Genomic DNA, 11102 nt, shown 5'->3' with positions numbered 1-11102 from the left:
ACCCCCCCCCCCCCGGGGCCTCGCCCCGCGGGGGGGGGGGCCCGCCCCCCCCACCGCTCCTGTCCGCTGCCGTTGGCGCGACGACAGGACACCTGTCACACGGGCCGGCCACCATGCCGGCCCAACCCCTTTCTTTCGTGAGGAAATCCCGTGGAAATCACTGCTTCCCTGGTCAAGGAACTGCGCGAGCGCACTGGCGCCGGCATGATGGAGTGCAAGAAGGCACTCGTCGAAAACGGCGGCAACATCGACGCCTCGGCCGAATGGCTGCGCAAGTCCGGCCTGGCCAAGGCCGACAAGAAGGCTGACCGCGTGGCTGCCGAAGGCATCATCGTGGCGGCCCAGGACGGCGGCAAGGCCGTGCTGGTCGAAGTCAACTCGGAAACCGACTTCGTCGCCAAGGACAGCAACTTCCTGGACTTCACCAAGGCGGTTGCTGCCACTGCGCTGAGCTCGGGCGCTGCCGACATCGACACCCTGAAGGCCGCCAAGCTGCCGTCCGGCGAGACGATCGAAGAAGCCCGCGCTGCCGTCATCGCCAAGGTCGGCGAGAAGGTCGACGTGCGTCGCATCGTGCGCCTGGAATCGACCAACAACGTCGCTGCCTACGTGCACGGCGGCCGCATCGGCGTGCTGGTTGAACTGGCCGGCGGCAACGAAGAGCTGGCCCGTGGCCTGGCCATGCACGTGGCTGCCATGAACCCGCCGCACAACAAGGCCGCCGATGTGCCGGCCGAGTTCGTTGCCAAGGAAAAGGAAATCGAACTGGCCAAGATGTCCGACAAGGACAAGTCCAAGCCGGCCGATATCCTGGAAAAGATCATCAGCGGCAAGATCGCCAAGATCGTCAACGAAGTGACCCTGTACGGCCAGCCGTACGTGCTGGACACCAACCAGTCGGTCGAGCAGGTCCTCAAGGCCGCCGGTGCCGATGTGGTCGGCTTCCAGCGCCTGGCGGTCGGCGAAGGCATCGAGAAGGTGGTGGAAGATTACGCCGCCGAAGTGATGAAGCAGGCCGGTCTGGCCTGATCTTCACCGCTTGAATGTGTTACGAAAGAAGCCGCGGACTCCGCGGCTTCTTTTTTTTGTCCATTGGCTTTGCTTTGTGTGCCGGATCAGGGCAATACTCCCAAACCGATCTGCCGCGTCAACGCAAGAAATCAAGGACGAAACTGTGATGTACCTCAGGTATTCTTGCCCCAACACACTGAAAAGCCCGCCATGCCTCCCGAGCTGACAGCCGCCCTGGCGCTCTGCCGCAACCTGCCCTCCCCGCCCGGTATTGCCCTGCGCATCATCGAACTGGCGCAGGATCCGGAAGCGGACATCACCACCGCCGCCGACATCATCGCCATCGACATGGCGCTGAGTGCCCGCATGCTGCGCATCGCCAATTCACCGCTGTATGCCAGCCGCCGGCGCATCGAGAACCTCGGCCAGGCACTGACCATGCTCGGCCTGAATGCCACCGTCAGCCTGGCACTGGGCTTCACCGTCACCCAGAACCTGACCGCGGCCGGCGACGGCCAGGACCTGCGCGAGCGCGCGTGGCGCCGCAGCATCCTCAGCGCGCTGGCAGCCAGCCTGCTCGGCCAGGCCCGCGGCCTGCGCAAAGCCGAGGAACTGATGCTGGCCGGCCTGCTGCAGGACATCGGCGTGCTCGCCCTCGCCCAGGCGCAGCCGGAAACCTATCTCCCGCTGCTGCGCCAGGCGGCCGACAACGACGCCCTGGTCGCACTGGAGCGCGAACACCTGCAGTGCAGCCATGCCGATGTCGGGGCGTGGGTGGCCGAGGAATGGGGCCTGCCCCGCTACCTGGTGGACAGCATCGCGCACAGCGAATCGCCCGCCACCGGCGACGACAATTTCCAGAACTGCGTCGCCCTGTCCGGCGCCGTGGCCGATATCTGGCTCGGCACCGATGCCGATGCCGCCCGCGAACACGCCCTGCAGCGCGTGCACGACACCCTCGGCCTGGACAGCGCCCAGTTCGACCAGGTGCTGGCCCGCATCGGCGAATCGCTGCCGGATATCAGCACCCTGTTCGAGACCCCGCTGTTCTCGCCCTCGCGCGTGCAGCAGCTGATCGACCATGCCCAGGAGCTGGCCACGCTGCGCAACCTGCGCGAGATGCAGGACGCCGCCCTGGCCCGCCAGCGTGCGGATGAATTCGAGGCGCGCGCCAATCGGCTGGCCGAGCAGGCCCACCGCGATGCACTGACCGGGGTGCTCAACCGCCGCCAGCTCGAAGCCGTGCTCGAACAGGAATTCCTGCGCGCCACCCGTCATGGCTGGCCACTCTCGGTCGCCTTCATCGACCTGGACGATTTCAAGAAGATCAACGATGCCCACGGCCACCTCATGGGTGACCAGGTGCTGCGCATGTTCGCCACCAAGCTGCAGGAGCAGTTGCGCAACAGCGATACGGTGGCCCGTTTCGGCGGCGAGGAATTCATCGCGCTGCTGCCCAATACCACCGAGCCGGTCGCACTGGAAGTGGTCCGGCGGGTACTGGCCACGATCGTCAACACACCGATGGCCGAAGCGGCCGGTGGCCCACTGTTCGTGACCTTCTCCGCCGGCGTGGCCACCCAGGGGGGCTACGAGCGTTTCGCCGATGTTCAGGACCTGCTGAAAGCCGCCGACGACGTGCTGTACCGCTCCAAGAACCTGGGCCGCAACCGCGTCATCGCGCGCTCGCCCAGTACCGCCCCGGCCTGAGCCCGACCGGCGCGCGGCGCCGTGATCGCGGCCGTCGCAGCGCCTGCCTACGCCGCAGTGCAGCAAATTTATGCTGCCCGATGGCCCGGCTTCCAGTAGAATCCGGGCGTTTTCCACGCATCCAGAGATCGCCATGTCAAAGCTCGCCTATCGCCGCATCCTGTTGAAAGTTTCCGGGGAGGCGCTGATGGGAGACGAGGACTACGGCATCGACCCCAAGGTGATCCACCGCCTCGCCCGTGAGGTGATGGAAGCGCAGGCCGCCGGTGCCGAAGTGGCCCTGGTGATCGGCGGCGGCAACATCTTCCGCGGTGCCGGCCTGGCGGCAGGCGGCATGGACCGGGTGACCGGCGACCAGATGGGCATGCTCGCCACCGTGATCAACGCGCTGGCCATGCAGGACGCCCTGGAGAAGCTGGGCGCCAAGGCCCGCGTGATGAGCGCGATCAAGATCAACGACGTCTGCGAGGATTACATCCGTCGCCGCGCCATCCGCCATCTGGAAAAGGGCCGCCTGGTGATCTTTGCCGCCGGCGTCGGCAGCCCGTTCTTCACCACCGATTCCGGCGCGGCCCTGCGTGCGATCGAGATCGGCGCGGACCTGCTGCTGAAGGCCACCAAGGTGGACGGCGTGTACGACAAGGATCCGAACAAGTACAGCGATGCGGTCCGTTTCGACAGCCTGACCTACGACGAAGTGATCCGTCGCGGGCTGGAAGTGATGGATACCGCCGCCTTCGCGCTGGCCCGTGACAGCGATCTGCCGCTGCGCGTGTTCGACATGGGCCAGCCGGGCGAGCTGCTCAAGATCCTGCACGGCGACAACATCGGCACCCTGGTGCAGGGCCGCGACAACACCTGAGCCTGAGCGGCGCCCCACACCGGGCGCCCTGAACGGCCCGGCGAAGCCCCTTCTTCGCCTATAATCGCCCGATTCCCAGTTACATCCAGGATTCGGGCGATGCTCAACGAAATCAAGCAGGACGCGCAGACGCGCATGGCAAAGAGCATCGATGCTCTGAAGCACACCCTCACCTCCATCCGCACCGGCCGTGCTTCCCCGGCCCTGCTGGATCGCATCACCGTCAAGGCCTACGGCACCGACACCCCCTTGAACCAGGTCGCCTCGATCAGCGTCTCCGAGGGCCATTCGCTGGTCATCACGCTGTTCGACAAGGGCATGATCAAGGACGTGGAAAAGGCGATCTATGCCTCCGACCTCGGCCTGACCCCGAACGTGGCCGGCACCGTCATCCGCCTGAACCTGCCGCCGCCGACCGAAGAGCGCCGCAAGGAGCTGGGCAAGCAGGTGCAGAAGGAAGGCGAAGGCGCCAAGATCGCCATCCGCAACATCCGCCAGGACGCCAACAAGGCGATCGCCACCCTGATCAAGGACAAGGCGATCAGCGAAGACGACAAGAAGCGCGGCGAAGACGACATCCAGAAGCTGACCGACAAGTCCATCAAGGACGTCGATAGTGTTGTCGCCGAGAAAGAAAAGGAACTGATGGCGGTCTGAGCCCTATGTCCCAGGCCCCGACCAGCAGTTCCGACGCGCCCGTGCCGCGCCATGTTGCCATCATCATGGATGGCAACGGGCGTTGGGCGCAGAAGCGTCGTCGCCCGCGCGTGATCGGCCATCGTGCCGGTGCGCGCGCGGTCAACCGCACCATCGATTTCTGCCTCGACCAGGGCATCGCCGCGCTGACCCTGTTCGCCTTCTCCAGTGAAAACTGGGGCCGGCCGAGCGATGAGGTCGACGCGCTGATGAAGCTGTTCCTCAATGCGCTCGACCGCGAAGTGGACGAGCTGCATCGCCGTGGCGTGCGCGTACGTTTCATCGGCGAGCGTGAGCGCTTCGGCGCCGGGCTGGTCAGCCGCATGCAGCTGGCCGAACAGCGCACCGCCGGCAACCGTGCGATGACCCTGAGCATCGCCGCCAGCTACGGCGGCCGCCAGGACATCGCCCGCGCCGCGCGCGAGCTCGCTGCCGAGGTCGCGGCCGGTCGCCTGCTGCCCGAGCAGATCGACGAAGCGATGCTCAGCAGCCGCGTGGCCCTGGCCGACCTGCCACCGCCGGACCTGTTCATCCGCACCGGTGGCGATACCCGCATCAGCAATTTCCTGCTCTGGCAGCTGGCCTATACCGAACTGTGGTTCACCGACGTACTGTGGCCCGAGTTCGACGCCGCCGTCCTGCAGCAGGCGTTCGACGCCTATGCCGCGCGTGAACGCCGTTTCGGCCTGACCAGCGCCCAGATCGCCGCCTTGGCCACCGAGACCTCTTCCCCATGACCAAGACCCGAGTCATCGCCGCGCTGATCATGGCGCCGGTCGCCATTCTCGCCATCCTGATGCTGCCCACCCAGTGGCTGGCCGCCGCGGCGGCCGCCGTGTTCCTGATCGGCCTGTGGGAATGGCTGAAGCTGGCCGACGTGGAAGACACCCTCGCCCGCACCGTGCTGCTGGTGCTGAATCTGGTGCTGATGGTGCTGATCGTGTGGGCCGATGCCGGCTCGCTGGTGCTGTACCAGATCGCCGCACTGATCGGCATCGGCTGGTGGTTGATGGCGCTGCTGTGGCTGCGCTTCTTCAACTTCGGCGCCAGCCCGAGCAGCCCGGCACGTGCGCTCAAGCTGCTGGCCGGCACCCTGGCGATCGTTCCAGCCTGGGCCTCGCTGGTGCTCATCCATGCCAGCGGTGACAACGGTCACCTGTGGCTGCTGACCGCGCTGGCCGTGGTCTGGGCCGCCGATTCGGGCGCCTACTTCGCCGGCCGCACCTTCGGGCGCACCAAGCTGGCCCCGCGGATCAGCCCCAACAAGACCTGGGAAGGCCTGGGGGGCGGCATGGTCGCCGGCCTGATCGTGGCGCTGGGCTTCGGCTGGCTGGCCGGGATCGACAGCGGCCATCTGGTCGGCCTGGTGATCACCGCCGTGGTCACCGTGTTTGCCTCGGTGCTGGGCGATCTCTATGAGAGCCTGATCAAGCGCCACGCCGGTGCCAAGGATTCGGGCCATATCATCCCGGGCCATGGCGGCGTGCTCGATCGTATCGACGGCGTTCTCGCCGCCCTGCCGGTGTTCGCACTCGGCAAGGAAATCTTCGGGTTCTAACCATGGCCAGCGCTTCCGCCCCCCGCCAGGTCGCCGTCTTCGGCGCCACCGGTTCGATCGGCGCATCCGCGCTGGACGTGATCGCGCGCCATCCGGACCGCTACCAGGTCACCGTGCTGGCCGCCGGCCGCCAGGTCGATGCGCTGGTCGCGCTGTGCGCCGTGCACCGCCCGGCGCATGCCGTGATTGCCGATGAATCGCGGTATGCCGCCCTGCGCGACGGCCTGCGTGACGCCGGCCTGGCCACCCGGGCCCATGCGGGCGCTGCGGCGCTGGATCAGCTGGCCGCCAGTGATGCCTGCGACACCCTGGTCGCCGCCATCGTGGGGGCCGCCGGGCTGTCCTCGACCCTCGCCGCGGCCACCGCCGGCAAGCGCATCCTGCTGGCCAACAAGGAATCACTGGTGCTGGCCGGCGAACTGCTGATGCGCCAGGCCGCGGCCGCCGGGGCGGAGATCATCCCGATCGACAGTGAGCACAGCGCGATCTTCCAGTGCCTGCGCTCCCGCGATGCGAGTCTCGATGGGGCCGGCGTGCGCCGGATCATCCTGACCGCCTCCGGTGGCCCGTTCCGTGGCCGCAGCCGTGAGCAGTTGGCCCAGGTGACCCCGGCCCAGGCCGTGGCCCACCCGAAGTGGTCCATGGGCCCGAAGATCTCGGTCGATTCGGCGACATTGATGAACAAAGGGCTCGAAGTCATCGAAGCCCATCATCTGTTCGGCGTGCCCGGCGAGCGCATCGACGTGCTGGTCCACCCGCAGAGCCTGGTGCATTCGCTGGTCGAATTCGTCGATGGCTCCACCCTGGCCCAAATGGGCCTGCCGGACATGCGCACCACCCTGGCCGTCGGCCTGGGCTGGCCGCAACGGATCGAATCCGGGGTCGGCGGGCTGGATCTGCTGACCCAGGGGCGGCTGGATTTCGAAGCCCCGGACACCGAGGCCTTCCCGTGCCTGAAGCTCGCCTGGCAGGCGATGGCCGCCGGTGGCACCGCCCCGGCGATCCTCAATGCAGCCAATGAAGTCGCGGTTTCAGCGTTTCTTCAGGGGCGGGCAGCTTTCCTTGCCATTCCAGCGCTGGTCGCTAACGCTCTGTCAACACTGTCGAGCGAGTCCGCCGATACACTGGAGGGCCTGCTGACCGCCGATCAGCGCGCCCGCCAGATCACCCAAGCCGCCATCGACCACGCCTGAATGCCCCATACGCCCCCTTACAGTGCTGATCACCATGGGTGATTTCATCGGATCCGTCTGGTGGATGATCGTCAGCCTTGGCCTGCTGGTGACATTCCACGAGTTCGGCCATTACTGGGTAGCCCGCCGTTGCGGGATCAAGGTGCTGCGCTTCTCTGTCGGATTTGGCAAGCCGCTGTGGTCGCGCCGCAACCGCGCCGGCACCGAATTCGCGATCGCCGCCATTCCGCTGGGCGGCTACGTGAAGATGCTGGACGAGCGCGAGGTGGAAGTGCACCCGGCCGAGCGCGGCCAGGCCTTCAACCACAAGACCGTGTGGCAGCGGATCGCGGTGGTCGCCGCCGGTCCGGCCGCCAACCTGATCCTGTGCATCGCCCTGCTGTGGGCGATGTTCGTGATCGGGAAACAGGATTATTCGGCCACCATCGGCCGCACCACCGGCATGGCCCAGACCGCCGGGCTGCAGGCCGGCGACCGTGTGGTCAAGGTCGATGGCCGCAGCGTGGCCACCGCCGGCGAGGCCAGCATGGCGCTGACCACTGCGGCGATGGATCGTCACGATGCCAAGGTCGAGGTCCTCGACGGCCTGGACCAGGTGCGCACCCGCACCCTGCCGCTGTCGCAGCTGCCGGCCGGCTTCGATGAACGCCGCGTGCCCCAGCTGACCGGGTTGAGCTGGCAGTTCTGGCTGCAGCCGGCGCTGGTCGACAAGGTACTGCCCGACGCGGCTGCCCAGGGCGTGCTGGTGCCGGGCGACCTGATCGTGGCCGTGGACGGCCAGCGCATCGAAGGTGCCGACCAGGTGCCGGCGCAGATCGCCGCGCTCGGCCAGCGTGGCGGCCCCGGCATGATCGACGTCCTGCGCGGCGGCGAGCGGCTGGCGCTGGAGATCACCCCCCGCCAGGGCGTGGACGGCCGTGGCCAGCCGACCTGGCAGATCGGCATCGGTTTCCCGGAGACCCACGCCCCGGCCTACGACGCCGAACTCAAGTTCGGGCCGTTTGCGGCAGTGCCGGTAGCCCTGCGCGAAACCGCCCGGATGGCGGGCGATTCCCTGGGGATGAAGCGCCGCATCGTCACCGGCAACGCCTCGCTGCAGAACATCTCCGGCCCGGTCACCATTGCCCGGGTCGCCAATGTCTCGGCCAAACGCGGCCTGGATTGGTTCCTGTATTTCCTGGCCCTGCTGTCGCTGAGCCTGTGCATCATCAACCTGTTGCCCATCCCCATCTTGGACGGCGGGCACCTGCTGTATTACCTTATCGAGTTGGTCAAGGGCAGCCCGCTGAGCGAGCGCGCCATGGCTGCCGGGCAGTATGTGGGCCTGGCGCTGCTGGCCGGGCTGATGGGATTGGCGTTCTACAACGACATCCTCGGCCTGGTCCCGCGATGAACTTTTTTCCTTTTGTCGTCGTCTTATGCGCCGGCATCCCGCAATGTTGAAATCGACTCCAACCGGACGTGACATGACGCGACTCCCCAATCGCCGCCTGCTGGCCCTCGCACTCGTTGCCGGTTTCGGCGCGCCCGCCCTGGCGCAGGCAGCCGAGCCCTTCACCGTCAGCGACATCCGCGTGGATGGTCTCCAGCGCATCACCTCCGGTACCGTGTTCACCTACCTGCCGGTGGAACGTGGCGACACCATCACCGACAACAAGGTCGGTGAGACCATCCGTGCGCTGTACAAGACCGGCTTCTTCGAAGACGTCCAGCTCAACCGCCAGGGCGACATCCTCGTGGTCACGGTCAAGGAACGCCCGGCGATCAACAAGTTGACCGTCACCGGCAACAAGGACATCAAGAGCGACCAGCTGCTCAAGGGCCTGAGCGACATCGGCCTGACCGAGGGCGGCACCTTCGACCGCCTGAGCCTGGACCGGGTGACCCAGGAACTGCGCCGCCAGTACAACGACCGTGGCAAGTACAACGTGGACATCACCCCGACGGTGAGCCCGCTGGACCGCAACCGCGTGGACATCGCCATCGCGATCAAGGAAGGCAAGGCCGCCAAGATCCAGCACGTCAACCTGGTCGGCACCGAGAAGTTCCCGGCCAAGGACATCCTGGAAACCTGGGAATCCAAGGAGCACAACTGGGCCTCGTGGTACCGCCGCGACGACCAGTACTCCAAGGAAAAGCTGTCCGGCGATCTGGAAAAGCTCAACGGCTGGTACCTGGACCGCGGCTACGTGGATTTCAGCATCGATTCCACCCAGGTCTCGATCAGTCCCGACAAGCGCGACATGTTCATCACCGCCGGCGTGACCGAGGGTGAGCAGTACAAGATTTCCGAGATCAAGGTCACCGGCGACACCATCCTGCCGCAGGAAGATGTCGAGCGCATGGTGATCCAGAAATCCGGCGACACGTTCTCGCGTGCGCTGCTGGAGTTCAGCTCGGACCAGATCACCAATTCGCTGTCCAACATCGGCTACGCCTTCGCCAAGGTGAACCCGATCCCGACCAGCAACCGTGCCGACCGCACGGTGGCCATCAACATGCAGGTCGTTCCCGGCCCGCGCGTGTCGGTGCGCCGCATCACCTTCAAGGGCAACACCCGCACCTCCGACGAAGTGCTGCGTCGTGAAATGCGCCAGTTCGAGAACAGCTGGTACTCGCAGGCCGCGATCGACCGCTCCAAGATCCGTCTGCAGCGCCTGGGCTACTTCGAATCGGTCGACGTGGAAACGCCGCCGGTCACCGGCAGCAACGACCAGGTCGACGTGGTCTACAACGTCAAGGAAACCACCTCGGGCAGCTTCGTGTTCGGCCTGGGCTATTCGCAGTCCTACGGCATGACCACCTCGGTGCAGCTGTCGCAGAACAACTTCCTCGGCGGCGGCAACCGTGTGTCGGTCGAAGCGTCGCGCAGCAGCTACCTGCAGCGTTACGGCTTCAGCTATACCAACCCGTACTTCACCGATGACGGCGTCTCGCTGGGCTACAACCTTTCCTGGCGCGAACTGGATTACTCCGACTTCAACACCGCGCAGTACAACAGCACCAATGGTGCCGCGCAGGTGGTGTTCGGCGTGCCGATCACCGAGAACGACACCGTCTCGCTGATGGTGGGCATCGACAGCAACCAGATCACCACGTACCAGGGGTCGACCCCGCAGGCGATCATCGATTACATCGATGCCATCGGCCAGCGCACGTTCCATTCCTGGCGCACCGAGCTGGGCTGGGCGCGCGATACCCGCAACGACTACTTCATGCCGACCCGCGGTACCTACCAGCGCGTCGGCCTGGAAACCACGCTGCCGGGTTCGACCGTGGAGTACTACAAGCTGAACTATCAGTTCTCCAAGTACTGGCCGATCATCCCGCAGCTGGTCATCAACACCCGCGCCGAAGTCGGCTACGGCGACAGCTACGGCAATGACACCACCCGCGTGATCACCAACCCGGATGGCAGCACCCGCGTGGTGACCGCCGCTGGCCTGCCGTTCTACGAGAACTTCTACGCCGGTGGTACCAACTCGGTGCGTGGTTTCGAGGACAACACCCTCGGCCCGCGTTCGGAACCGACCCTGAGCTACAACCGCGGCCAGCCGCTGGGTGGCTCGCTGAAGACCGTTGGTTCGGTGGAAGCCTACTTCCCGCGCCTGTTCGACAGCCCCTCGGCCCGCATCTCGGCCTTCGTGGACTTCGGCAACGTGTACACCGGCGTGGACAACTTCAAGGCCAACGAACTGCGCGTGTCAACCGGTGTGGCCCTGCTGTGGCGCGCCCCGGTCGGCCCGATCTCGATCAGCTACGCCTTCCCGCTCAAGAAGGAAGACGGCGACGAAGTCGAGCGTCTGCAATTCACGTTCGGCGGTCAGTTCTGACCGCCTAACGTGAATTGCCCAAGGTTTGCGCAGCAAACCTTGGGGCCCAACGATTCCTCCTATCCCCCGCGCCGTCGGCGCGGCCCCCTTAACAGAAGGGGGCCTCTCCACCAGACGCGGTACGCATTCGCCGGGCTTTGCCCGGCGTTTTCGTTTCTGGGTCAGGCCAGCGGCCGGCACTACCCTGCCGCGCTCGCGCTGAACCGTCGGGGGTCGTGGCGGGCTGCCCGCCATGACCC

At 66.2% G+C, this 11102-nt stretch carries 9 protein-coding genes; all 9 read left to right on the top strand.

The features are described 5' to 3' along the window. Nucleotides 1-150: 150 nt before the first annotated feature. The 9 genes from tsf to bamA all read left to right on the top strand — a co-directional run bounded on the left by tsf (nucleotide 151) and on the right by bamA (nucleotide 10863). Nucleotides 151-1029 carry a translation elongation factor Ts gene (gene tsf / locus QMX81_RS19155; RefSeq protein ID WP_088433310.1) on the top strand — a complete coding sequence of 293 codons (879 nt, stop codon included), beginning with the start codon at nucleotides 151-153 and terminating at the stop codon, nucleotides 1027-1029. Nucleotides 1030-1221: 192 nt separating this feature from the next. Beyond that, nucleotides 1222-2721, top strand: a complete 1500-nt coding sequence (locus QMX81_RS19150) for a GGDEF domain-containing protein (RefSeq protein ID WP_152151760.1) — start codon at nucleotides 1222-1224, stop codon at nucleotides 2719-2721. 133 nt (nucleotides 2722-2854) lie between these two features. Further along, nucleotides 2855-3583, top strand: a complete 729-nt coding sequence (gene pyrH, locus QMX81_RS19145) for a UMP kinase (protein WP_121041486.1) — start codon at nucleotides 2855-2857, stop codon at nucleotides 3581-3583. 99 nt (nucleotides 3584-3682) lie between these two features. Continuing rightward, nucleotides 3683-4240 (top strand): ribosome recycling factor, encoded by a 558-nt coding sequence (frr, locus tag QMX81_RS19140; RefSeq protein ID WP_121041484.1) that lies wholly within the window; start codon nucleotides 3683-3685, stop codon nucleotides 4238-4240. 5 nt (nucleotides 4241-4245) lie between these two features. Continuing rightward, entirely contained in the window at nucleotides 4246-5016 is a 771-nt protein-coding gene (uppS, locus tag QMX81_RS19135) for a polyprenyl diphosphate synthase (RefSeq protein WP_282263845.1), read from the top strand. Next, on the top strand, nucleotides 5013-5837 hold the full coding sequence (locus tag QMX81_RS19130; RefSeq protein WP_152151758.1) for a phosphatidate cytidylyltransferase: 825 nt from the start codon (nucleotides 5013-5015) through the stop codon (nucleotides 5835-5837). Before uppS ends, QMX81_RS19130 begins: the two co-directional genes overlap by 4 nt. Before the next feature lie 2 nt (nucleotides 5838-5839). Beyond that, nucleotides 5840-7030 (top strand): 1-deoxy-D-xylulose-5-phosphate reductoisomerase, encoded by a 1191-nt coding sequence (locus tag QMX81_RS19125; RefSeq protein ID WP_152151756.1) that lies wholly within the window; start codon nucleotides 5840-5842, stop codon nucleotides 7028-7030. A gap of 34 nt (nucleotides 7031-7064) precedes the next feature. Further along, nucleotides 7065-8423, top strand: coding sequence for an RIP metalloprotease RseP (gene rseP, locus QMX81_RS19120; RefSeq protein WP_282263840.1), 1359 nt, complete (start codon nucleotides 7065-7067; stop codon nucleotides 8421-8423). Nucleotides 8424-8496: 73 nt separating this feature from the next. Beyond that, nucleotides 8497-10863, top strand: coding sequence for an outer membrane protein assembly factor BamA (gene bamA / locus QMX81_RS19115; RefSeq protein ID WP_121041476.1), 2367 nt, complete (start codon nucleotides 8497-8499; stop codon nucleotides 10861-10863). The last annotated feature ends 239 nt before the right edge of the window (nucleotides 10864-11102 follow it).

Origin of the sequence: Stenotrophomonas sp. PS02301, from assembly GCF_029959485.1 — a bacterium.
In the GTDB taxonomy this organism is placed as follows: Bacteria; Pseudomonadota; Gammaproteobacteria; order Xanthomonadales; family Xanthomonadaceae; genus Stenotrophomonas; species Stenotrophomonas maltophilia_Z.
The sequence above is the reverse complement of the archived record's forward strand: the minus strand, read 5'-3'. Positions and strand labels throughout refer to the sequence as shown.

Excerpts from the sequence above, each read along its gene's own strand:
- QMX81_RS19150 (WP_152151760.1), top strand. The coding sequence starts at position 1,222 with ATGCCTCCCGAGCTGACAGCCGCCCTGGCGCTCTGCCGCAACCTGCCC.
- pyrH (WP_121041486.1), top strand. The coding sequence starts at position 2,855 with ATGTCAAAGCTCGCCTATCGCCGCATCCTGTTGAAAGTTTCCGGGGAG.
- frr (WP_121041484.1), top strand. The coding sequence starts at position 3,683 with ATGCTCAACGAAATCAAGCAGGACGCGCAGACGCGCATGGCAAAGAGC.
- uppS (WP_282263845.1), top strand. The coding sequence starts at position 4,246 with ATGTCCCAGGCCCCGACCAGCAGTTCCGACGCGCCCGTGCCGCGCCAT.
- QMX81_RS19130 (WP_152151758.1), top strand. The coding sequence starts at position 5,013 with ATGACCAAGACCCGAGTCATCGCCGCGCTGATCATGGCGCCGGTCGCC.
- QMX81_RS19125 (WP_152151756.1), top strand. The coding sequence starts at position 5,840 with ATGGCCAGCGCTTCCGCCCCCCGCCAGGTCGCCGTCTTCGGCGCCACC.
- rseP (WP_282263840.1), top strand. The coding sequence starts at position 7,065 with ATGGGTGATTTCATCGGATCCGTCTGGTGGATGATCGTCAGCCTTGGC.
- bamA (WP_121041476.1), top strand. The coding sequence starts at position 8,497 with ATGACGCGACTCCCCAATCGCCGCCTGCTGGCCCTCGCACTCGTTGCC.